The sequence below is a fragment of the Streptomyces acidiscabies genome, assembly GCF_020010905.1.
GTDB lineage: Bacteria > Actinomycetota > Actinomycetes > Streptomycetales > Streptomycetaceae > Streptomyces > Streptomyces acidiscabies.
The window spans coordinates 1,908,929-1,931,811 of sequence record NZ_JAGJBY010000002.1 but is presented as its reverse complement, the minus strand read 5'-3'; the positions used below and the strand labels follow the sequence as shown (position 1 = coordinate 1,931,811).

General features: G+C 72.6%; 18 protein-coding genes and 1 pseudogene. 4 read left to right on the top strand and 15 right to left on the bottom strand.

Annotated features, from left to right (window positions below; all coding sequences use genetic code 11):
* Positions 1–106 precede the first annotated feature (106 nt).
* Genes J8M50_RS35540 through J8M50_RS35530 form a run of 3 tightly spaced genes read right to left on the bottom strand, consistent with a single transcriptional unit; the run spans position 107 to position 4,297 of the window.
* Positions 107–910, bottom strand: a complete 804-nt coding sequence (locus J8M50_RS35540) for a GNAT family N-acetyltransferase (RefSeq protein ID WP_100216907.1) — start codon at positions 908–910, stop codon at positions 107–109.
* A complete protein-coding gene (locus tag J8M50_RS35535) occupies positions 802–2,772 on the bottom strand; it encodes an IucA/IucC family protein (RefSeq protein ID WP_010358930.1) in 1,971 nt (656 codons plus the stop codon). Before J8M50_RS35535 ends, J8M50_RS35540 begins: the two co-directional genes overlap by 109 nt.
* A 58-nt stretch (positions 2,773–2,830) precedes the next feature.
* On the bottom strand, positions 2,831–4,297 hold the full coding sequence (locus tag J8M50_RS35530) for an aminotransferase class III-fold pyridoxal phosphate-dependent enzyme (protein WP_010358931.1): 1,467 nt from the start codon (positions 4,295–4,297) through the stop codon (positions 2,831–2,833).
* Between the two features lie 369 nt (positions 4,298–4,666).
* Here J8M50_RS35530 and J8M50_RS35525 point away from each other — a divergent pair, with 369 nt between their 5' ends.
* Entirely contained in the window at positions 4,667–5,893 is a 1,227-nt protein-coding gene (locus tag J8M50_RS35525; protein ID WP_029184476.1) for a trypsin-like serine peptidase, read from the top strand.
* 65 nt (positions 5,894–5,958) lie between these two features.
* Here J8M50_RS35525 and hflX read toward each other — a convergent pair whose 3' ends face one another.
* The 6 genes from hflX to miaA form a co-directional block, all read right to left on the bottom strand.
* Entirely contained in the window at positions 5,959–7,452 is a 1,494-nt protein-coding gene (gene hflX / locus J8M50_RS35520; RefSeq protein WP_010358935.1) for a GTPase HflX, read from the bottom strand.
* 176 nt (positions 7,453–7,628) lie between these two features.
* Positions 7,629–9,200, bottom strand: coding sequence for a M1 family metallopeptidase (locus tag J8M50_RS35515; protein WP_010358936.1), 1,572 nt, complete (start codon positions 9,198–9,200; stop codon positions 7,629–7,631).
* A gap of 146 nt (positions 9,201–9,346) precedes the next feature.
* Positions 9,347–11,503, bottom strand: coding sequence for a RelA/SpoT family protein (locus J8M50_RS35510; RefSeq protein ID WP_010358938.1), 2,157 nt, complete (start codon positions 11,501–11,503; stop codon positions 9,347–9,349).
* A gap of 288 nt (positions 11,504–11,791) precedes the next feature.
* Positions 11,792–12,670 carry a diaminopimelate epimerase gene (gene dapF / locus J8M50_RS35505; protein WP_010358940.1) on the bottom strand — a complete coding sequence of 293 codons (879 nt, stop codon included), beginning with the start codon at positions 12,668–12,670 and terminating at the stop codon, positions 11,792–11,794.
* 67 nt (positions 12,671–12,737) lie between these two features.
* Positions 12,738–13,247 (bottom strand): hypothetical protein, encoded by a 510-nt coding sequence (locus tag J8M50_RS35500; protein WP_040838168.1) that lies wholly within the window; start codon positions 13,245–13,247, stop codon positions 12,738–12,740.
* 249 nt (positions 13,248–13,496) lie between these two features.
* Positions 13,497–14,435 (bottom strand): tRNA (adenosine(37)-N6)-dimethylallyltransferase MiaA, encoded by a 939-nt coding sequence (gene miaA / locus J8M50_RS35495; protein ID WP_010358943.1) that lies wholly within the window; start codon positions 14,433–14,435, stop codon positions 13,497–13,499.
* 146 nt (positions 14,436–14,581) lie between these two features.
* Between miaA and J8M50_RS35490 the strand changes: the two genes are divergently transcribed.
* The gene (locus J8M50_RS35490; RefSeq protein WP_010358944.1) at positions 14,582–14,839 is read left to right on the top strand and encodes an antitoxin; all 258 of its coding nucleotides are present in this window, start codon (positions 14,582–14,584) and stop codon (positions 14,837–14,839) included.
* Between the two features lie 66 nt (positions 14,840–14,905).
* On the opposite strand, the gene J8M50_RS35485 is transcribed toward J8M50_RS35490, so the two are convergent.
* The 4 genes from J8M50_RS35485 to J8M50_RS35470 all read right to left on the bottom strand — a co-directional run bounded on the left by J8M50_RS35485 (position 14,906) and on the right by J8M50_RS35470 (position 18,954).
* Positions 14,906–15,619, bottom strand: a complete 714-nt coding sequence (locus J8M50_RS35485; protein ID WP_010358946.1) for a class III extradiol dioxygenase subunit B-like domain-containing protein — start codon at positions 15,617–15,619, stop codon at positions 14,906–14,908.
* 205 nt (positions 15,620–15,824) lie between these two features.
* Positions 15,825–17,342: a tRNA (N6-isopentenyl adenosine(37)-C2)-methylthiotransferase MiaB gene (miaB, locus tag J8M50_RS35480; RefSeq protein ID WP_040838158.1), complete on the bottom strand. Its 1,518-nt coding sequence runs from the start codon at positions 17,340–17,342 to the stop codon at positions 15,825–15,827.
* Between the two features lie 357 nt (positions 17,343–17,699).
* On the bottom strand, positions 17,700–18,311 hold the full coding sequence (locus J8M50_RS35475) for a DsbA family protein (RefSeq protein WP_010358950.1): 612 nt from the start codon (positions 18,309–18,311) through the stop codon (positions 17,700–17,702).
* A 127-nt stretch (positions 18,312–18,438) separates the two neighbouring features.
* Positions 18,439–18,954, bottom strand: a complete 516-nt coding sequence (locus tag J8M50_RS35470) for a MarR family winged helix-turn-helix transcriptional regulator (protein WP_010358951.1) — start codon at positions 18,952–18,954, stop codon at positions 18,439–18,441.
* A gap of 163 nt (positions 18,955–19,117) precedes the next feature.
* Here J8M50_RS35470 and J8M50_RS35465 point away from each other — a divergent pair, with 163 nt between their 5' ends.
* Positions 19,118–20,281: an LLM class flavin-dependent oxidoreductase gene (locus tag J8M50_RS35465; protein ID WP_010358952.1), complete on the top strand. Its 1,164-nt coding sequence runs from the start codon at positions 19,118–19,120 to the stop codon at positions 20,279–20,281.
* 14 nt (positions 20,282–20,295) lie between these two features.
* On the opposite strand, the gene J8M50_RS35460 is transcribed toward J8M50_RS35465, so the two are convergent.
* Both J8M50_RS35460 and J8M50_RS35455 read right to left on the bottom strand, forming a co-directional pair.
* Complete coding sequence (locus tag J8M50_RS35460) at positions 20,296–20,973, bottom strand: response regulator transcription factor (protein ID WP_010358953.1); 678 nt, start codon at positions 20,971–20,973, stop codon at positions 20,296–20,298.
* A 236-nt stretch (positions 20,974–21,209) separates the two neighbouring features.
* Positions 21,210–22,250, bottom strand: a pseudogene (locus J8M50_RS35455) (sensor histidine kinase); the annotation flags it as partial.
* A gap of 144 nt (positions 22,251–22,394) precedes the next feature.
* Here J8M50_RS35455 and J8M50_RS35450 point away from each other — a divergent pair.
* A complete protein-coding gene (locus tag J8M50_RS35450; RefSeq protein WP_029184478.1) occupies positions 22,395–22,880 on the top strand; it encodes a cation:proton antiporter regulatory subunit in 486 nt (161 codons plus the stop codon).
* Positions 22,881–22,883 lie beyond the last annotated feature (3 nt).

The following is a 22,883-nucleotide window of genomic DNA, read 5'->3' as shown; positions in this document are numbered from 1 at the left end:
AGGCCCGGAAGGGGGCTCGGAGGGGGCTCGGAAAAAAGTCTGGGCGACGAGGGAACTCGGACGACATCCGGAACGTCACTATGAGTAACGAAGCAAGTTCGAGCAGTCATGAGAAGCCCGGAAGGTTGGGGTCCGTGAACTGAGGAAGCCGGCCCTCGGGCGGAGGGCACAGGGAATCGCGGTCGCGCGTCACGAGCACGGCCCGCTTGGAGGGGAGGTCGACCTCGCCGATGCGCTCGAAGCCGGAGGTGTAGAAGATGCGGAGGGAAGGAGCGTTGCGGACGTCCGGTTCCGCGATGACCCGGGGGCAGTCGGGGCGCTTTTCGAGGATGAGGTCGGCGACCGTCCGCAACAGGACTCCGCCCAGCCCTCTCCCCCGGTCCCGCGCGTCCCCGATGAGGAGGTGCAGACCGGTGTCGTGCGGCAGGGCGGGGTAGTAGCGGGCCAGCGGGTCGAGATCCGCGCGGTAGATCTCCCAGTAGCTCATCGGCGTACCGTTCAGCACCCCCAGGCAGGGGACGCTGCGCCCGCCGCCCTGGAGCTGGACCCTGATGTGCCGGGTGGTCCGGATCTCGGGGCCCGCCAGGTCCCAGAAGGCGGCTACGACAGGGTCGTTCATCCAGCGGGCGACCAGAGGGATTCCCCGGTCGAACGTCACGGGGATGAGATGGAAGATGCCGACGTGGCAGAGGGTGGGGCCCCAGTCGGCGACCCCGTCCAGAAGGTCTCCGGTGGTGCTGGGGTCGTCGTGACCTTTCGTGGTCGGCACAGGAACGCTCCTTTCGGGAGGGAGGCCGGGGTCTAGGAGGAGGCGAGGGGGTTGGCGATGGTGACGTAGACGGACTGGGTGTCGACCGGGCCGACGAGTTCGTCGAGGCCGTGCAGCCGGGTCAGGAGGTTCGCCTTGCAGCGCAGGACGGGTGAGTCGAGCAGCCGGGAAGGGAGGGAGCTGCGCATCCGCCGGGGGCCGGCGGCGGCCGATGCGAGGAAGCGGCGGAAGGAGGCGAGCAACAGGCGTTCGTCCACGAGGCGTTCGGAGCCGAACGCGCCGATCAGGCCGAGCACGTTGTTGATGCCGAGGTAGTAGGCGAAGCGCTCGTCGGTGACCTCGTCGGAGACGAACGTGTCGCTGGAGGCGCCGATGCCGGGGAGCCGGGTGTCGAGGTCGGCGCGGCGGGACTCGCGGAAGTAGTAGCCCTGGTTGTCCCGGTACCGGCCGCCCGCGGGCCAGCCGTCGGGGTCCAGGAGCAGGAGGGTGTTCTGCTGGTGGGCCTCCAGGGCGATCCCCGCCTCGCCGTCGAGCCACAGCACCGGGCGGACGACGTGTTCCAGGTACCGCAGGAACCACTCGACGGCGACGGCACTGCGGGGGCGGGCGCTGCGGGAGGCGAGGCGGTCCACGAGGGTCGCGAGACGGGAACGGAAGGAGAGGAGGTCCAGGTGGTGATCGGTCAAGGGACGGCGGGCGCCGGGCAGGGGCCCGGGGGCGTGCGGGCGGGGCGACACCAGGCCGGCGACGCACGAGACGTCGTCCGACGGGGCGAAGGGGTTGTGCCGGATGACCACGTCCAGTCCGGTCACGGGCCGGCCCTCGCGGTCGTCGACGGCGAGCCAGGCCGGGTCGCGGACGATGTCGAAGTGCGGGTGGGCGGCGTGCCACTCCCGGGCGAGGCCGGTGCGCAGGAGGCGGTGCACCTCGACGCCCCGGTGGAGTTCCTTGCGGAGGTTCTCCCGGCGGGAGTTGGTGATGCGCAGCGCCAGCGAGAGTTTGAGCATCGCGGGGGCGCCGGAGCGGTGGACGGTGCGGACCGAGGAGGTCGGGTGCCACGGGGAGCCGTACGGGCCGAGGTCCCTCAGCAGCCCGGCGTCCAGCAGGGCCGCGACCTCGGGGCGGTGCCGGGTCTCGTGGAACTGCCAGGGGTGCAGGGGGAGGGCGGCGTACCCCTCGGGCAACGGGAGCCCGGGGCCGGCCAGTCGGGCGGTCAGGTGCTCCGCGCGAACCCCTCGTCCGCTCTCGGTCCAGGCGGAGTCGGTGGCGAGTACGGACGGGGCGACAGCGAGCCAGTGAAGGGGGAACGAGCCACGTGACTCGGGTGAGTAGCGAAGGGTTTCGGCGTCGGTCAGGCCCTCCCTGCTCTTCGGGGTGGGGTGGAGGGGGTGCCCCAGGAGGAGGGACTGTTCGGCGGCGAGGAACAGGTCGGGGGTGTCGGAGTGGGGGGCTTGGTGGCCGGTGAGGAAGAGGGTTGCGCGGCGGAGGGAGTCGGCTACGCGGGGGACGAGGTCGGAGGGGTCTGCGGGGTGGGGCGGGGTGCCGGGGGCGGGGCTGTCGACGGCTCGGTCGCGGGCCGGTGTCGCGTCGGCTGTGCGGGCCGGGGCCGGGGCGGCGGTGCCTGGGTGTGCCTCACGGGCCGGTCCCGTAGGGGCAGCGCCCGAGTGTGCCTCGCGGGTCAGCAAGGCCGCGAGCGTGATCGCGTCCAGTGGAGGGGCCGGGGCGGGGGCGTCGGCGAGCGTCGGGGGGCCGAAGCGGTGCAGGCCGGTGGGGGACCAGTAGTGGACGGGGACGAGCAGGGTGAGGCCGGAGGACGGGAGGGGGATGCGGAGGTGGTCGGTGTCGGGGGGCGGTACGGATGTCTCGCGCACCCAGCAGCGGAGGAGGTTCTCCGTGGCGGCGGCTTGGGCGGTGGCGTGGGGGGCGGGGTGGCCGGCAGCGGGGGCGGGGGCCGGGAGGGAGTGGGGGGCGGAGGCCGGTCGTCTGGTGGGTTCGGTGTGCACGGAGGGTCCTTGTGAGGGGGGTGGGTGGCCCGTGAGGTGGCCGGTGAGCAGTGAGGGGCTAGGTCGGGGGTGTCGCGCGTGGGGGCGGCGGGTCCGTACGGCGGTAAGTGCGGTGCTCGCCCGGCATGGAGAGGCGGGTGGCGGGGTCGTGGATGGCAGGGGCGCGGGTGACCACCGTGGCGAGGTCGCGGGCGCCGGGGTAGCGAGTGACTGCCGCAACGGGATCGCCTGCGACCGCCCCGATCGCGTCGGCGAAACGGTCGAGGATCGCGGTCGCCTGATCGTCGGTGATCGTGAGGGGCGGGAGGAGGCGGACGACGCTGCCGTGCCGGCCGACAATCAACCCCCGCTCCAAGCAGGCGCGTTGGACAGCGGCGGCGATGCCGGAGGCGTCCAGGTGCGGGGCTGGGGCACCTCCGCCCACGGCGGCAACGTCGGAGGCACCCACGGACGACGCACAAGCGCCCCCACCGACCCCGGCCGCCCATGGCACCCCCACGTCCGACTCCGCAGCCGCCATGTCGACACCGATCATGAGCCCCCGCCCCCGCACCTCACCGACGTACGGGAACTCCCCCGCAAGAGCCCGGAGTTGACGGAGCATCCGGGCTCCGAGCCCGGCCGCGTGGTCGGCGAGTCGGTGTTCGCGGACGTGGGCGAGGGTGGCCGCCCCCGCAGCCATGGCGAGCTGGTTGCCAGGGAACGCGTGGGCGCCGGGTTCCCCCACGAGGTCGTCGCGGTGGACGATCACCGCGAGGGGCAGGCTGCCGCCGATGGCCTGGGAGAGGACCATGACGTCGGGGGTGATCCCGCTGTGCTCGACGGCCCAGAAGGCACCGGTGCGGCCGACGCCGGTCTGGATCTCGTCGGCGATCAGGGGGACGCCCCGATCGGCGGTGACCTGTCGCACCCGGCGCAGCCAGTCGTCCGGCACGGGGACGACGCCGCCCTCGCCCTGGACGGGTTCGAGGATCACGCACCCGGGGCGGGCCACGCCCGGCTGGGCCCCGTCGAGGACGGACTCGGCCCAGCGGGCGGCGAGTTCGGCACCCCCCTGGCCGCCGACGCCGTAGGGACAGCGGTAGCCGTACGGATAGGGCGCCCCACCGGAGACGCCTGCGGCGGTCGCGTGGTGGGCGTCGCTGAAGGCGAGGACCCCGGCGCGACCGGTGGCGGTGCGGGCCAGCGTGAGGGCCGCCGCCACGGCGTCCGTCCCGGCGGGCCCGCAGAAACGCACGCGCGCGTGGCCGGCGAGTCCGGGCGGAAGGGTGCGCAGCAGCTCGGTGACGAAGGCGTCCTTGACGGGGGTCGCGAGGCCGGGGGCGTGCAGCGGCGCCCCGGAGTCGAGGACCTTGCGGATCGCCGCGAGGACGACGGGGTGGTTGTGCCCGAGCGCGAGGGCCCCGCCTCCCGAGAGACAGTCCAGGTACCGCCGCCCGTCGGCCCCCTCGACGGTCAGCCCGCGCGCCCGCACCGGCACGATCGGCAGCGCACAGGTCCGCTCCCCCGCCCCGATCACATCCACGGCCGCCCGCCTTCCCTCGCCCAGGAACGGGACCCCGTCGCGCCCCCGCCGCTACCAACCCCGCTCCGGCCGACGGGTTACGGCCTCACCGAAGATCGTCCGAGCGTCGGAAGGGACACCGGCGACGGGAGCGACGCCACCCGGCTCGCGCACCCCTTGGGGCGCCCGGTCCGAACCGTTTCTCCGCCCAACTCCCCAGTTCAGGCAGCCCGTAGCGAAACCGTTGCCGTTCCCACGGAAGTCCCCCACAGCGAGCGCATATCGTGTGTTGCCGTTCCACGTGACCGTGGGATCGGCCCGAACTCACCGTTCGGGCGGCCGATTTCACGGCATTGCACCAAGTTCACGAAAAGCAGGGGGAGTTCAGACATGCCATCGATACGGCCGCCGTTCACCACTCGTCGAGGGGACGGCGCGCGCCCGCGCCGCAGGGCGGTGCTGTCCGCGGCGGCCCTCGCCTCGGTGCTCGCGCTCACCGCCACCGCGTGCGACGGGGACGACCAGGCGGCCGGTTCACCGTCGGCGGCGGCCTCCGCCTCCGAGTCCGGCGGCGGGAAGGTCCAGATCCCGGACGACCTGCTGGACCGGCTCAAGAAGCACGGCATCGACCTCGACAAGTGGAAGAACGGCGCCTGGAAGAACTGGGACAAGAACGACTGGCTGCGCGAGGCGCAGGACTTCGTCAACCCGATCATCGAGGGCCTGTGGGACCCGGACCGGATGCGGGACGCCCAGGACCCGGACCGCGGCGTCGACGACAGCGACCTCGCGGGCGACCAGGGCGTGACGGACCGGGAGCCGGCGCCGGTGGACGCGAAGGCGGTGGCCGCGAAGTACCACGCGAACGTGCCGGAGGCGGGCAAGCTGCTCTTCGACTCCCCCGAGGGCTCGATGGTCTGCTCGGCGACGGTCGTCGAGGACCCGGCGCACCCCGGCCGGTCCAACCTGGTGTGGACGGCGGGCCACTGCGTGCACGCCGGCAAGAACGGCGGCTGGTACCGCAACATCGCGTTCGTCCCGTCGTACAACGACAGCGCGACGGCGACGTCCGCGCTCAAGACGGCGACGCGCGAGCAGGTCGCGCCGTACGGCGTGTGGTGGGGCGACTGGGCGCAGACCTCGCAGCAGTGGATCGCGCAGGGCGGCCCGAAGGGCGGTGACGGCGCGCCGTACGACTTCGCGGTCATCCATGTGACCCCGGAGAAGGGCGGCTCCGGCAAGTCGCTGGAGGAGACGGTCGGCGGGGCACTGCCGGTGGACTTCGCGGCGCCCGCGGTGGCGGACGTGCCGAGCATCACGGCGGCGGGCTACCCGGCGGCCGAGCCGTTCGACGGGCAGAAGCTGTACGAGTGCACGGACAAGCCGGGCCGGCTCTCGCTGTCCTCGGCGGACCCGACGATGTACCGGATCGGCTGCACGATGACGGGCGGCTCCTCCGGCGGCGGCTGGACCGCGAAGAGGGCCGACGGCAGGCTCGCGCTGGTGTCCAACACGTCCATCGGCCCGGCCACCTCGGGCTGGCTCGCGGGACCGCGCCTCGGCGAGGTCGCCAAGGGCGTGTACGAGTCGGTGAGCAAGAGGTCCGCGGGCCAGTGACGCGACGACGAAGCGCCGCACCCTCGTACTGAGGGTGCGGCGCTTCGTCGTTGGGCGTACGCGCGTCAGACCGCCTGGGCGGGTACGTACGGCGCGAGGTCCGCGGCGAGTTCCTCGTGGACCCGCGCCTTCAGCAGCGTGCCCTCCGCGAGGTGTTCCTCGGAGAGGACCTCGCCCTCCGTGTGGGCGCGGGCGATCAGCTTGCCGTGCGTGTACGGCACGAGCGCCTCGATCTCGACGGACGGCCTCGGCAGTTCCTCGTCGATCAGCGCGAGCAGTTCGGCGATGCCCTCGCCGGTGCGCGCGGAGACCGCGATGGAGCGCTTCTCGATCCGCAGCAGCCGCTGGAGCGTGAGCGGGTCGGCGGCGTCCGCCTTGTTGATCACGACGATCTCGGGTACGCCGGTGGCGCCGACGTCCCTGACGACCTCGCGCACGGCGGCGAGCTGCTCCTCCGGGGCGGGGTGCGAGCCGTCCACCACGTGCAGGATCAGGTCGGACTCGCCGACCTCCTCCATGGTGGAGCGGAACGCCTCGACCAGGTGGTGCGGCAGGTGCCGGACGAAGCCGACGGTGTCCACCAGGGTGTAGAGACGCCCGCTCGGGGTCTCCGCGCGGCGGACGGTCGGGTCCAGGGTCGCGAACAGGGCGTTCTCGACCAGGACGCCCGCGCCGGTGAGGCGGTTGAGCAGGGAGGACTTGCCGGCGTTGGTGTAGCCCGCGATGGCGACGGACGGCACCTTGTGGCGCTTGCGCTCCTGGCGCTTGATCTCGCGGCCGGTCTTCATCTCCGCGATCTCCCGGCGCATCTTCGCCATCTTCTCGCGGATCCGGCGCCGGTCCGTCTCGATCTTGGTCTCACCGGGGCCTCGGGTGGCGAGGCCGCCGCCCTTGCCGCCGCCCATCTGGCGGGACAGGGACTGACCCCAGCCGCGGAGCCTCGGCAGCATGTACTGCATCTGCGCGAGCGCGACCTGCGCCTTGCCCTCCCGGGACTTGGCGTGCTGGGCGAAGATGTCGAGGATCAGGGCCGTACGGTCGATGACCTTGACCTTGACGACGTCTTCGAGGGCGATCAGCTGGCCGGGGCTCAGCTCGCCGTCGCAGATCACGGTGTCGGCGCCGCTCTCCAGGACCATGTCGCGCAGTTCCTGGGCCTTGCCGGAGCCGATGAAGGTGGCCGGGTCGGGCTTGTCGCGGCGCTGGACGACACCGTCGAGGACGAGCGCGCCGGCCGTCTCCGCGAGGGCCGCGAGTTCGGCGAGGGAGTTGTCCGCGTCCCGCGCGGTGCCGGTGGTCCAGACGCCGACGAGGACGACCCGCTCCAGCCGCAGCTGGCGGTACTCGACCTCGGTGACGTCCTCCAGCTCGGTGGAGAGGCCCGCCACGCGGCGCAGGGCCGCGCGCTCCGAGCGGTCGAACTGATCGCCGTCCCGCTCCTCGTCGATCGTGTGGCTCCAGGCGACGTCCTCTTCCATCAGGGCATCGGCCCGAAGACCGTCGGGGTAGTCCTGCGCGAGGCGCTTGGTGTCCTGGGAAGGGGAAGAAGAGGAGGTCATTTGATCCTTACGTCGTCGAAGATGCCGCTAGGGCGCCTGTCACCCTGCTCAACGCACGAGCCCGGCGGAAGATTCCCGCATATCGGCCCCGTACCGCGCCGGCCCGAAAATGGTCGCACGCCCTGCCCTGCCTCGTCACGGGCTTATCGGGGAGACGGTGCGGCAGGGGTGCACGCTCAGTGCCGCCCGTGCCGCGCCACCGGCGTCTTCTCCCCCGCCTTCGTGCTCGTCGGGGCCTGGGACTTCCAGTCCGGGTGGCCCGGCATCGGAGGCGTCTTCGTGCCGTAGAGCCAGGCGTCGAAGAACGCGGCGAGGTCGTGGCCGGAGACGCGTTCGGCGAGGCGGGTGAAGTCTGCGGTGCTCGCGACGCCGTCGTGGTTCTCGGTCACCCACGCGCGCTCCAGGCGCTCGAACGCGGGGCGGCCGATGGTCTCGCGCAGCGCGAACAGGACGAGGGCTGCGCCGTCGTAGACGACGGGGCGGAAGATGCTGATCTTCTGGCCGGCCTCGGGGCCCTTGGGGAGGGCGGGCGGGCCGCCGGCCGCGCGCCAGCGGTCGGACGCGCCGTACGCGGCCTTCATGCGGGCCTCCAGCGTGCGGCCCGCCTTCTCCTGCGCGTACAGGGCCTCGTACCAGGTGGCGTGCCCCTCGTTGAGCCACAGGTCGGACCAGGTGCGCGGGGAGACGCTGTCGCCGAACCACTGGTGCGACAGTTCGTGGACCATGATCGACTCGACGTACCAGGCGGGGTAGCCGGGTTCGGTGAACAGGTCCTTCTCGAACAGCGACAGGGTCTGCGTCTCCAGCTCGAACCCGGTGCTGGCGCTCGCCATGAGCAGCCCGTACGTCTCGAACGGGTACGGCCCGACCTTCGACTCCATCCAGGAGATCTGGTCCGGTGTCTTCGCCAGCCACGGCTCCAGGGCGGCACGGTCCGCGGTGGGGACGACGTCCCGTACGGGCAGGCCGTGCGGTCCATCACGGTGCAGGACGGTCGAGCGGCCGATGGAGACCTGGGTCAGCTCGGTCGCCATGGGGTGCTGGGTGCGGTACGTCCACGTCGTCGTCCCGCGCGCGCGGTCGACGCCGGTGGGCAGACCGTTCGCGACGGCCGTGTATCCGTCGGGGGCGGTCACCCTGATGGTGAACATCGCCTTGTCCGAGGGGTGGTCGTTGCAGGGGAACACCAGGTGGCCGACGTCCGCCTGGTTCGCCATGGCGAGCCCGTCCGCGGTGCGCACCCAGCCGCCCTCGCCGTCCTTGGGAGGCATGGGGTCGCTGGTGTGCCGGACGGTGATCCGCATCCAGCTCCCCGCCGGGACGGCGCGGCGCGGGGTGACGACGAGGTCCTCGCCCGCGCGCGCGTAGTGCGCCGGTTCGCCGTCGACCTGGACCGACCCGACGTCCCCGTGCGCGAAGTCCAGGTTGACCCGCTCCAACCGTTCGGTCGTCCACGCGTCGATCGTCGTCACCGCGCGCAGGGGCTTGTCGTTGCTCCCCGGGTACGTGAAGTCCAGGTCGTACGCGGCAACGTCGTACCCGGGGTTGCCGAGGTTCGGAAACAGGCGGTCCCCGACGCCGAGTTGCTCGGGGGGCGCGCTCGCGGCGACGAGGCACAGGGAGAGCGCGGAGGCGAGGAAGGCCGCCCGCGCGAGACGGCGGTGACGCGGGCGGGCGTCCCGGGGGCGGGGTCCGGCGATCGCGGGACCGGTGGCCTCGGGGGCTTCGGTTCGAGGGCTGCGCAGCATGCCCCACGGCTACCAGTGCGCACGCCCCCGCCGACGCCGACTCGCGCCCGACCCACCCGAACGTGTTGCCCGGGTGGGGCCGAGTTGCCGGGGAACGGGGTCCCGCGCGCGTGCAGTTGCCCGGCGCCCCTCTGCGCGCGTGCCCCTCAGTGCGCTCCCGCGTGGTGCTGTGCCCGGCTCACGTCGTACACCCCAGGAACGTTTCTCATCGCGCGCATGAGGGCGGGCAAGTGGGCCGCATCGGGGAGTTCGAGGGTGTAGGTGTGGCGGACACGCTGCTGGGACGGTGGTTCGACGGTGGCGGAGACGATCTCGGCGCCCTCCAGGGCGATCGCCTCGGTGAGGTCGGCCAGGAGGTGGGGGCGGCCGAACGATTCGGCTACGAGGGTGACGCGGCACTCGGTGGAGTCGCCCCAGTGGACGTCGGCCTCGGGCCGCCCGGCACCGCGCATGCGCGCGACGGCGGCGCACTCGACGCGGTGGACGGTGACCACGCCCCCGCGTACGGCGAACCCGGTGACCTCGTCGGCGGGCACGGGCGTACAGCACCCGGCGAGCCGCACGCCCACGCCGGGCCGCCCGGCGACGGAGATCGTGCCCCCCGCACGCGGGGCGGACGACGGATGCGGCAGCGGCCCGTCAGCGGTACGACGGCCGCTCTGCCCCCGGAAGGCGGGTTCGCCCTCCTCCGCCTGCCGCGCGGCGCCGCGCGGCTCTGTGGGGTGCGTGGACAGCCACCGCTGGATGGCGATGCGCGCCGCGGGGGTGTGGGCGTGCTCCAGCCACTCCCTGGAGGGCTCGGAGGCGGGGTCCTGGCCCATGAGGAGCTGGACGGTGTCCCCGTCCCGCAGAGCGGTGCTGAGGGTCGCCAGGCGGCCGTTCACGCGGGCGCCGATGCAGGCGTGCGCGTCCTCGCCGTACTGGGCGTAGGCGGCGTCGACGCACGTGGCCCCGTCGGGCAGGCCGAGCGTGCCGCCGTCGGGGCGGAAGACGGTGATCTCGCGGTCCTGGGCGAGGTCCTCGCGCAGGGTCGACCAGAACGTGTCCGGGTCGGGCGCGGCCTCCTGCCAGTCGAGGAGCCGGGAGAGCCAGCCGGGCTTGGTCGGGTCGATGCGCTCGTCGCTCGCGGCCTGCTCCTCCGCCGGGCTCGCGTAGGGGTTGCCGAGGGCGACGACGCCGGCCTCGGCGACCTTGTGCATCCGGTGCGTGCGGATGAGCACCTCGGCGACCTGGCCGTCCTCGCGCGCGACGGCGGTGTGCAGCGACTGGTAGAGGTTGAACTTCGGTACGGCGATGAAGTCCTTGAACTCCGAGACGACGGGCGTCATGCAGGTGTGCAGTTCACCCAGGACGGCGTAGCAGTCGGCGTCCTCGTTGACGAGCACCAGGAGCCGTCCGAAGTCCGAGCCGCGCATACGCCCGCGCTTGCGGGAGAAGCGGTGGACGGAGACGAAGTGCCGGGGCCTTATGTGGATCTCGGCCTGGATGCCGGCCTCGCGCAGGACGCCGCGCATGCCGTCGGCCATCTCGGCGAGCGGGTCGTCCGCGCGGGAGGCGTTGTCGACGATCAGCTCGCGCGTGCGGTCGTACTCCTCGGGGTGGAGGATCGCGAAGACCAGGTCCTCCAGTTCGGTCTTGAGGGCCTGCACGCCGAGGCGTTCGGCGAGCGGGATCAGGACGTCCCGGGTGACCTTCGCGATGCGCGCCTGTTTCTCGGGGCGCATCACTCCGAGGGTGCGCATGTTGTGCAGCCGGTCGGCGAGTTTGATCGACATCACGCGGACGTCGCTGCCGGTGGCCACCAGCATCTTGCGGAAGGTCTCGGGTTCGGCGGCGGCCCCGTAGTCGACCTTCTCCAGTTTCGTGACGCCGTCGACGAGATAACGGACCTCCTCGCCGAACTGTTCCCGGACCTGGTCGAGCGTCACATCGGTGTCCTCGACGGTGTCGTGGAGCAGAGACGCCGTCAGGGTCGTGGTCTCCGCGCCGAGTTCGGCGAGGATCAGCGTCACCGCGAGGGGGTGGGTGATGTACGGCTCGCCGCTCTTGCGCATCTGGCCGCGGTGCGAGGACTCGGCCAGCACGTACGCGCGGTGCAGCGGTTCGAGGTCGGCCTCGGGGTGGTGGGCGCGATGGGCCTCGACGACATGGCCGATCGCGTCGGGCAGCCGGCCTCTGCCGGCCGGGCCCAGGAAGGCGGCACGACCCAGCCTGCGCAGGTCGATACGGGGGCGGCTGCGCCGTCGGGGGACGGCGGGCACCACCGGGCCTGGGGTCGCGGGATTCGTCGCCTCCGCACTCATGGGCACCTCCGGCTGCGTGGACCGGCGGACGAGTGCCCCAGGGCGGACACGGCTCGGGGACTGGTTTCGGTCTCCCGTCCGGGCCGGTGCTTGATGCTACCGAGCCCACCATGTGCGGCTGACCGCCTCTCGCCGAGCGTGAAACGGATCACCCATTCGAGCGACACTCCGGTAGTTGACTGTTTCGAGCCACCGTGGCCGGAGCAGGTCGCGCATTCCTGCCCTCCGGACGCGCGACAGGGGCGCACCCGTACGGTGACGGGCCGCCCCTGCCTGCGATGTGAAGCCCTACGCCGGGCGCCGTGAGGCACTTTCCAGCCACCCGGAATCGATCGTCCCTTCGGCGAGAATCACGGCGGGACCGGTCATCTCGATCTCGCCGTCGGGCTGTTCGGTGATGACGAGGCGCCCCCCGGGCACATCCACGGTGTACGTCACGGGCGTGCCGGTGACGGCCGGGTCGGCGCCGTCCCTGCGCGCGGTGGCGACGGCCACGGCGCACGCGCCCGTGCCGCACGAGCGGGTCTCACCGGAGCCCCGCTCGTGCACCCTGAGGGCGACGTGCCGGGGGCCCCGGTCGACGACGAACTCGACGTTGACGCCCTGCGGATAGGCGGAGGCGGGGCTGACGGGCGGGGCGGTGAACAGGTCGCCCGCGTGCGCGAGGTCGTCGACGAAGGCGACCGCGTGGGGGTTGCCCATGTTGACGTTGCGCGCGGGCCAGCTGCGCCCGCCGACGCTCACCTCGACGTCGCCCTCGGGGAGGCGGGCACGGCCCATGCCGACCGTGACGTCCCCCACCTTGTCGATGTGGACGCTCTTGACGCCCCCGCGCGTGGCGATCGCGAGGTCGCCCTCCTCGACGTGTCCGGCGTGCTGAAGGTAGCGCGCGAACACGCGCACGCCGTTGCCGCACATCTCGGCCACCGAGCCGTCGCCGTTGCGGTAGTCCATGAACCACTCCGCCTCGGCCGCCATCGCGCGCGCCTCGGGGTGCGCCGCGGACCGTACGACGTGCAGCAGTCCGTCGCCGCCGATGCCCGCGCGGCGGTCGCACAGGGCGGCCACGGCGGCGGGCGAGAGGTCCAGGGCGTTCTCCGGGTCCGGGACGATCACGAAGTCGTTCTCGGTCCCGTGCCCCTTGAGGAAGGCGATCCGCGTGCTCATTCCTCGATCGTACGGCGTGGGTACGACAGTCCCGCTCACACCGTGTGACGGTGCTCCCGCGCGGGGTTCAGCGCAGCCGGGCGACGCGCCCGACGGCGAGGGCGACGGCCGCGGCGACCAGCACGACGTACGCGAGGACGACGCGCCAGTCCGGGCGGCGGCCTGAGCCCCGCAGGGGCAGGCCCGGCCACGTGTACCCGACGCGGCGGGCGGCCATCATGCCCCAGCCAGCGGCGCAGGAGCAGATCAGCAGGCCGAGCATGGCGACGACGGCGCCGCTGTCGCCGAAGTCGAAGGCGAGCGGGAAGGCGAACATCAGGGAGCCGACGGTGGCCAGGGCGACGATCGGGGCGAGCTGCCAGATCCGCAGCCTGCGCTGGGGCCGCAGCTCGACCTCGACCTCGGGGCCGCTCGCGAACATCTCCTCGGGCTCGGGTCCGTCGTCCGTGACGCCGTCGGGCGTCTCGTCGGGGCCGTCGGAGGTGAGGACGCCGTCCGCGGGCTCCTGGAAGCCGTCGTCCGGCTGCGCGTCGCGGGGGCCGGGGGAGTCGTCCTCGGGCCCTCCGGGGCGGGGGATGCCGTCGATCAGGCGCGGAGGGCCGTCGGTCTCGGCGAGGTACCCGTCCGCGCGCGCGAGGCCGTCGTCCGGCTTCCGTTCGTCCCGCCGGGGAGTGCGGTTCTCGGTGCCTTGTGCGGTGTCACGAGGGCCGGCCTCCATCGCCACGCGCCCTCCCAACTCGGACTCCACTTGGTCGATCGAAGCTCGATGATGGCACGACGCGACAGGCCCGGATGACGGCCTGGGCGTCCCGATGCCATGACGTGATCAGGCTGTGACCGGTCGTTCGACCAACGCCGATGCGAGGCGCGGAAGTTCCCCCCGGTCCGCCGCGGCCCCACTCAACCAGTGCACCCGGGGATCGCGCCTGAACCACGAATCCTGACGGCGCGCGAAGCGCTTGGTGGCGCGGACGGTCTCGGCCCGCGCCTCGTCCTCGGTGCACTCCCCGGCGAGCGCCCCGAGGATCTGCTGGTAGCCCAGCGCACGCGAGGCCGTGAGCCCGTCGCGCAACCCCTGCGCCTCCAGTGCGCGCACCTCGTCGACGAGTCCCGCCTCCCACATGCGGTCCACCCTCAGGGCGATGCGCTCGTCGAGTTCGGGGCGCGCGACGTCGACGCCGATCTGGACGGTGTCGTACACCGAGTCGTGGCCCGGGAGGTTCGCGGTGAAGGGCTTGCCGGTGATCTCGATCACTTCGAGCGCGCGCACGATGCGGCGTCCGTTGCCCGGCAGGATCGCGCGCGCGGCGGCGGGGTCGGCGGCGGCCAGGCGCGCGTGCAGGGCGCCGGAGCCGCGCAGGGCCAGCTCCTCCTCCAGGCGGGCGCGGACCTCGGGGTCGGTGCCGGGGAACTCCAGGTTGTCGACCGCGCCTCGGACGTACAGGCCGGAGCCGCCGACCAGGATCGGCCAGCGCCCCTCGGCGAGCAGGGCGTCGATCCGCGCGCGGGCGAGGCGCTGGTACTCGGCGACGGAGGCGGTCTCGGTGACGTCCCAGATGTCCAGGAGGTGATGGGGAACTCCGCCGCGCTCCTCGATCGTTAGCTTGGCGGTACCGATGTCCATCCCCCGGTAGAGCTGCATGGAGTCGGAGTTGATGACCTCACCGCCCAGCCGACGGGCCAGGAAGACCCCGAGATCGGATTTTCCGGCCGCGGTCGGTCCGACGACGGCGATGACTCGGGGGGCGGGGGGTGCGCTGCTCACGGCACCAGTCTCGCAAACCTCGCGGGCCGCGCTCGCACCGGTGAGGTGACGCGATCCGGGGGGCGCGAGTACCGTATGAAGTGGATATGGGCGTTTTACGAAGTTCTGTCGGTTGCAGGTGACGTACCGCGAGGGAAGGTGACCCGATGGGTCTCATGGACAATTTGAAGGCCAAGCTCGGACCGGCCAAGGACAAGGTCTCCGACCTCGCCCAGCAGCACGGGGGCAAGATCCAGGACGGCATCGACAAGGCCGCCAAGGCGGTCGACGAGCGCACCAAGGGCAAGTACAGCGACAAGATCCACACGGGCACGGACAAGGCGAAGGGCGCGGTGGACAAGCTCGCGCACAAGGACGACGGCACGACCGGCACCCCGCCGAGCTCGCCCCCTCCGGCGTCCTGATCCGCATCCGGGACAGCCATCGGCGGACGGCCTCACGGAGCCGTCCGCCGGCGCCGTTCCCGGGGGTTACGACCAGGTCGCGACGACGTACCCCACCCCGTAGGGCGCGTCCTCGTACAGCAGCTCGCCGCTCAGCCCGGCACCCTGCCCCGCCCCGGCCAGCACCTGCCAGGGCGCCCGCCCCGACGCCATGAGCTGGCGGGCCAGTTCCACGTCCATCGCCTCCAGCGCGGCGATGTCCGCCTTGCCGAGGGCCCGCCCCACCTCCGCGTCGAAGGGCGCCGCCCGCTCGTCGAGGTAGCCCGGCGCCTTCAGCGTGCGGCACGCGCTGGCGTCGCCCATCGCCAGCAGCGCGACCCGCTCGGCCCGCCCCGCGGCCTCCCGGCCCGCCTGGACGCACTGCTCGGCCCCGAACGGCTCCCCGACTCCGAGTCCCTCGATCGGGGCATCCCCCCAGCCGGCCCGCCCGAGCAGCCAGGCACCCACCGCGAGCGACGGCGGCAGCAGCCGCCCGGTCCCGTCCCCGTCGCCCCGCCCCAGCCGTACGACGATGTCGGCCCCGAAGCCCCGGAACGAGCCCGGCGTCCCCTCGGGGTACGGGCCGCAGCCGTGCTCCGCCGCCGGACCGACCACCACCAGCCGGTCCGGCCGGGCGGCGGCGAGCACGCCCAGCGCGTCCACACAGGCGGCTCTGGCCGCGTCCAGCTCGGGCGCGGCGCCTGCGGCGATCTCGGGCACCAGGAGGGGCGGACAGGGACAGACTGCAGCGGCGACAAGCATGATCGGCAGCGTATCCCCGGGAACCGGTCACACGTCACATACGGGTCGGTCGGACGCTGAAGGGGGGCATGCGAGTGACGTCAGAACGGCACCGTTTCGTCGCAACGCACACGACCAACGAACCCGTACCGTGCACCTGGGCATGCGCGGGTGGGCGGGGCCGAACGCGCGCCGGACGGCGTCGTCCGGGGTCCCGCCCCTGAGGTCACTCGACGCTGCATCCGCCCGTGGCGACCGGCAGCGGCGCGGGGACGCCGACCTTGGGCAGGCCGAGCAGGACGCCGGCCGGGGCGGCGGCCTTCTCCGCGGTGCGCTTCTCCCAGGCGTCGCCCGCGCGCGTGCGCCGTACGTCGAGGACGGGGCCCTCGGCGAGGAGGTGGTGCGGGGCGGCGTACGTGATCTCGACGGTGACGATGTCGCCGGGGCGGACGTCCTGGTCGGGCTTGGCGAAGTGGACGAGGCGGTTGTCGGGGGCGCGGCCGGACAGGCGCCGGGTCGCGTCGTCCTTGCGGCCCTCGCCCTCGGCGACCATGAGCTCCAGCGTGCGGCCGACCTGCTTCTTGTTCTCGTCCCAGGAGATCTCCTCCTGGAGGGCGACGAGGCGCTCGTAGCGCGCCTGGACGACCTCCTTGGGGATCTGGTTCTCCATGGTCGCCGCGGGCGTCCCGGGGCGCTTGGAGTACTGAAACGTGAACGCCTGCGCGAAGCGGGCCTCGCGGACGGCGTGGAGGGTCTGCTCGAAGTCCTCCTCGGTCTCCCCGGGGAAGCCGACGATGATGTCCGTGGAGATCGCCGCGTGCGGGATGGCCGCGCGGACCTTCTCGATGATCCCCAGATAGCGCTCCTGGCGGTAGGAGCGGCGCATCGCCTTCAGGACGGTGTCCGAGCCGGACTGCATCGGCATGTGGAGCTGGGGCATCACGTTGGGCGTCTCGGCCATGGCGGCGATGACGTCGTCCGTGAAGTCCCTGGGGTGCGGCGAGGTGAAGCGGACGCGCTCCAGGCCCTCGATCTTCCCGCAGGCCCGCAGGAGCTTGCTGAAGGCCTCGCGGTCGCCGATGTCGCTGCCGTACGCGTTGACGTTCTGGCCGAGCAGGGTGATCTCCGTGACGCCCTCGCCGACCAGGGCCTCGATCTCGGCCAGGATGTCGCCCGGGCGGCGGTCCTTCTCCTTGCCGCGCAGGGCCGGGACGATGCAGAAGGTGCAGGTGTTGTTGCAGCCGACGGAGATCGACACCCAGGCCGCGTACGCGCTCTCGCGGCGGGTGGGCAGCGTCGAGGGGAACGCCTCCAGGGACTCGGCGATCTCGACCTGCGCCTCCTCCTGCACGCGCGCGCGTTCCAGCAGGACCGGCAGCTTGCCGATGTTGTGCGTGCCGAAGACGACGTCCACCCAGGGCGCCTTCTTGACGATCGTGTCGCGGTCCTTCTGCGCGAGGCAGCCGCCGACCGCGATCTGCATCCCGGGGCGGCTCGCCTTGCGCGGCGCGAGGCGGCCGAGGTTGCCGTACAGCCGGTTGTCGGCGTTCTCCCGGACCGCACAGGTGTTGAAGACGACAACGTCGGCGTCGCCGTCGGACCCCTCGGGCGCGCGCACGTAGCCCGCGCCCTCCAGCAGACCGGCCAGCCGTTCGGAGTCGTGGACGTTCATCTGGCACCCATAAGTGCGCACTTCGTAGGTCTTCGCGTCCACTGGCTGGCTCCGGTCACTGCTGCTGGTCATAGCTCAAGGGTAGGCGGTGCCTCGGACACTCCTCGCCCCCGTTTCCCCGACGGGAAACCGGCACGACCACAACGACCGACTGTCACCGACCTGCCACAGCGCGCGCATGCGCGGAGCGGCTGGCCAATCGGGGTTCTCGGCACGTCGCGGTGCCCCGCAGCGCACGCGCGCGGGACGGCTCCCGTCCGGCACTCCCCAGCCTCGCGCGCACGCGGGCCGCACGCTCGCCCACCTCGCAAGGGCCGCGCGAGGCACCGGCATCGACTCCACCCACAGCCCTACAGCCGCAGCAGGGGAGGCCCGTTCCAGCTCCGGCCCCCGGGCCTCGCCGACCTCACGCAGCCCCCACCCCGCACCTCAGCCCAGCGCCGCCAACCGCGCATCCACCTCGTCCGCCGTAGCCCGCCCCCGCGCCAGCACCACGACCCGCTCCCCGTCGACCGCGAGCAGCGTCGGAAACCCGTCCACCCCCAGCTCCGCAGTGCGCCGGAAATCCGCCTCGGCCTCCTTACGCGCACGCGGGGCCTCGAAGGCGGCCACGACAGTGTCCGGGTCCAGCCCGTGCGCCCGCGCGAGCTTCCGGTAGGTGGCCGGGTCGGAGAGGCTGAGGCCGTCGAGATAGAACGCGTCCTGGAGGGCCGTCGCGAGTTCCACGACACGGTCCGGCGCGCTCGCGCGCAGGGCCGCGAGGCCGCGGGCGGCGGCTTCGGAGTCCATGACGAAGGAGCCGTCGGCGATGAGCCGTTGGTAGGGCTCGGCGAAGACCGCGCCGGTCATTCCGGTGATCTGCGCGTTGGCGCCCTGGACGTACCCGAACTCACGGATGGGAACGCGCCGGCGGCCTGTGAACAGTCCGCCGGAGACCACCTCGACGGGCAGTTCCGGGTGGCGCGCGGCGGTCTCACGGAGGGTGGCCGAGAAACCGTGGGACCAGCCGCAGTAGGCGTCGTACACGTGGACGAGCTGCATCGATGACCTCGACAGAGTGGGGCGCTCGCCGGGCGCGAGCGGTTCACCCGAGGGAACAATATCTGCGTCGTCAGATATTTCCGTCGCGCCGAATCCACGACAGTCGCGCCCGGATCGCGTCACCCGCTCACGGCAGCCGCGGCAGCATGTCCCGCGCGGCGCGGCTCAGGATCCGCAGGTTCTCCGCGAACCGTTCGCGCTCCCCCTCCGGCAGCGGCGCCAGGAAGTACCGCTCGATGTTCGCCACGTGCACCCGCGAGGCCGCCACCACGGTCTCTTCCCCGAGCGCCGTGAGCCGCACCAGGCGCCCGCGCCGGTCGCCGGGGTCCTCGACCCGCTCGACGAGTCCGGCGGCCTCCATACGGTCCACCAGCCGCGTCGCGCCCCCGGTCGTCAGCACCTGTTCCTGAGCCACCGCCCGCATGGACAGCCCGGGTTCGCCCGCGCGCCCGAGGATCAGCAGCACCTCGAAGGTCAGGTGCGTGATGCCGCACTCGACCTCCAGCGCGCGCCCCAGGATGTACTCCAGCCGGTTCGCGGCGCCCTGCAACCGCCCGAACGCCAGCACCAGTTCGTCGTTCGCGGCTTCCCGTGCCGTCGAGATCGCGCTCACGCTTCCCCCGCCGCTCTCCTCCGTCGCCATGCACCGATCATGCCTGACGGCCGAGGCGAAGCCACGCACACCTATGCGGATCTGACGCCCGGTCGGCCGGGCGGAGGCCGCGCGTCCGATTGTCAGTGGGCTTTCGTACGATGGCGACGATCGGACCAAATCAGGTCGGAGCACCGTTGAAGGGACCACTCCGATGAAGCTCGACATCTTCAGCGAGATCCAGGACCCGAAGCCCTGGACCCCCGATCACCAGCATCTGCGGATGACCCAGGCCCTGGAGCAGGCCGAGCTGGCCGACGCGCTGGGATACGGCTGCTGGTGGCAGGTCGAGCATCACGGCGCGCAGGAGTTCAGCCTGTCGTCCGCGCCGGAGCTGTTCCTCGCGGCGCTCTCGCAGCGCACCGAGCGGATACGGCTGGGACACGCGGCCGTGCTGGCCCCGCCGCAGATCAACCACCCGATCCGCGTCGCCGAGCGGGCCGCCGTGCTCGACCATCTCAGCGGTGGCCGCGTCGAGTTGGGGCTGACGCGGTCGACGGCCCCGGAGTGGCGGCTGTTCGGGGTGGACCCGGCGACCGTGCGCGAGCGGGTCGCGGAGGTGTTCGAGACCGTCCCGCGCATCTGGGGCGGCGACCTCGCGGTCACCGGCGGCGTCCCCGTCGTCCCCTCCCCCCTCCAGGACCCGCACCCGCCGCTGTGGCAGGCGGCGTCCACCCCCGGCTCGTTCGAGGAGGCCGGGCGCCGGGGGGTCGGGGTGCTCGGTACGACGCTGTGGGAGCCGTTGGAGCGGGTCGGCCGACTGGTCGAGCTGTACCGCGCGGCGGCGGCCGAGTGCCGTACGCCCGCAGGGGCGTTCGTCAACGACCAGATCGCGTTCTTCACGTTCGTGCACTGCGCGGAGACCGACGAGCAGGCGATGCGGGACGGCGCGGCAGCGGCGGCGGCCTGGTACACGGCCCGCGCGCTGACCTTCTTCGAGGCGGCCGACGCGTTCCTGGAGAACATGAACCGCGAGAAGGAGCTGATGGCCGCCCCCGACGGCGGCGGGCACGCGGGCGCGTTCCTGCGCGCGGAGGCGGGCGCCCCGGCGGGGCCGAACGCCGCGCAGCTCGCGATCGGCCGCATCCTCCAGGGCGAGACCGTCCCCGAGGAGGAGCTGTTCGAGGCGCTCAGCGAACAGGGCTCGCTGATCGTCGGCTCCCCCGAGACCGTCCGCAAGAAGATCCGGGCGTACGCCGACCTCGGGATCGACCGGCTGATGTGCTTCCAGCAGGTCGGCGGGCTGTCGCACGAGAGCGTCATGCGCAGCATCGAGCTGGTCGGCGAGCTGATCCCGGAGTTCGACCTGGCGGGCTGAGGTGCCGGACGGCCTCAGGGATCGATCAGGCCGGCCCTGATCGCGTACCGCGTGAGCTCCAGGCGGTCGCGCATCCCGAGCTTCTGCAACAGGTTGGCTCGGTGGCGCTCGACCGTCTTGGCGCTGATGAACAGGAGGTTCCCGATCTCCTTCGAGGTGTGCCCCTCGGCGACGAGCTTGAGGATCTCCTCCTCGCGCTCCGTGATCGGCCGCTCCGGGAGGCCGTCGCCCCGGTGCAGCCGGTCCAGGTACGACCGCACCAGCGCCCGTTCCGCGCCCGGGTAGATGAACGGCTCGTCCCGCATCGCCGCGCGGCACGCCTCGACGAGGTCCCGGTCGGCGGCCGACTTCAGCACGTACCCGCCCGCGCCGGCCTTCAGCGCCTCGAAGAAGTACTGCTCGTTGTCGTACATCGTCAGGATGAGGATCCGCAGGTCGGGCAGGCGCCGCGACAGCTCACGCGCCGCCTGCAACCCCGTCATCCGCGGCATCGCCACATCCAGCACGGCGAGATCGACGTCCCCGCTCCGAGCACGCTCGACGGCTTCGGCGCCGTCCCCCGCCTCCGCGACGACGGTCAGATCCGCCTCACTGTCGAGAATCAGCCGCACGCCCCGGCGCACGAGGGTGTGATCATCGGCCAGCAGCACACGGATCGGGGGCCGGGAGCCGCCGACGGACGAGACGGTCATTTCTCTCCCCCGGGCGCGGGCGGGAGGCTGGTACGGAAGGGGTCGGACACGGACGGAGCCCCGTCGCCGTACCCCGAACGATCCACCGTGAACCCCGCCTCGACCGCACCGGCACCGGCACCGGCACCGGCAGGTGAAAACCCCGCCCCCGGACCGAATTCCGTACGCCCCTCACCCGCCCCAACCCCGCCGTACCCGCCCCGCAGCTCCACCCGACCCTCCACCGGAAGCACGACCGGAATCCGCAGCCGAACCTCCGCGCCACCCCCAGGAGCGTCCCCGAGGGTCAGGCGCGCCCCCACCAGCAGGGCACGTTCCCGCATCCCCGGTATCCCAGCCCCCTCGGCCGCGCCGCGAAACCCCTTGCCGTTGTCGCGGACGACGAGTTCGGCGCCGCCCGGTACGGCCCGCAGGCTCAGGTCCGCGCGGTCGGCGGCGGCGTGGCGCGCGGTGTTGGTGAGGGCTTCCTGGGCGACGCGGTAGATCACGAGTTCGGACTCCTCGGGGAACGGGGGCAGGCCGGGGGCGAGGTCGCGGCGGACGGTCAGGCCGTGGGTGGTGAACTCGGCGGCGAGCGAGCGCAACGCGCTGACCAGCCCGAGTTCGTCGAGCACACCGGGCCGCAGCCGACGCGCGATACGGCGGATCTCGTCGAGCCCCGCCCGGGTCGCCTCCTGCGCCTGCCCGATCTCCTCGCGCAGCTCGTCGGGCCCCCGGTCGGCGACGCGCTTGAGCTGGAGGAGTACGGCGGTGAGGGTCTGCCCGACCTCGTCGTGCAGCTCGCGCGCGATCCGGTGCCGCTCGCTCTCCTGCGCGGACAGCGCCCGCCCGGCGCTGGCGGCCCGCTCGGCTTCGAGCCGGTCGAGCATCGCGTTGTACGTCATGATCAGCTCGGCGGTCTCCACGGGCCCGGAGACGACCGCGCGCCCGCCCGGCTGGAGCAGGTCGGCGGAGGCCATGGCCCGCCCGAGCCGCCCCAGCGGCGCGAGGCCGATGCGCAGCACGACGGCGTTGGCGACCAGCAGCACCCCGAGCCCGGCGGCCACGACGAGCGCCTCGGCGGGCAGCACCGGCGTCGAGACGGTGACCGGCCCGAGGAGCAGGGCGGCGGCCACGACGAGCCCGACCGCGTTGAGACAGAACATCCGCCAGAACAGCGACACGCTCCCGGCGCCTCCTCTCCCTCTCCTCGACCCTCGCGAGCCCCGTGCCCACGACACACCCGCGACCAGCCTCTCCGCCCGCCGCCGGCCTCGTCCATCCGTCATGGCACCCATATCGCCACGGTACGGCCGGATGGCAGCATGGACGGTTCCGGGCCTGTGTCCGGAACTCATCGGCAGAACGCCGGAACCCATCGGCAGAACGTCCGTACACCTCGGGCGTCTCAGCACGACATCAGCATCAAGGGGAAGAAAAACGTGTCTGCTCCACGCCTCCGGTCGACGCCGTTGCCGGGTATCGGGGTCCAGTACGACCTCGTGACGCGCGACCACCGCCACCTCTCGGTCGTGGCGCACCGCGACGGCACGCGCACGGTGAACGTGTACCGGTCCGACGACCCCGACTCCTGCGCACAGTCGCTGCGGCTGACCACCGCCGAGGCCGGTTCGCTGATCGACGCGCTGATGCCGTCGCACCACAGCCCGAGCCTGCTGTACACCACCGACCTGGGGCTCGTCGCGGAGCGGATCGAGGTCGGGGCCACCTCCCGGTGGAACGGGCGGCTGCTGGGCGACACCCGGATGCGCACCGAGACGGGCGCGTCCATCGTCGCCGTGCTGCGGCGTGCCGAGGCGATCCCGTCGCCCGCGCCGGACTTCCGGCTGGCCGGCGGGGACACGGTGATCGTGATCGGCACCCGGGAGGGCGTCGACGCGGCGGCTGCGATACTCGGTCAGGAGTGACGG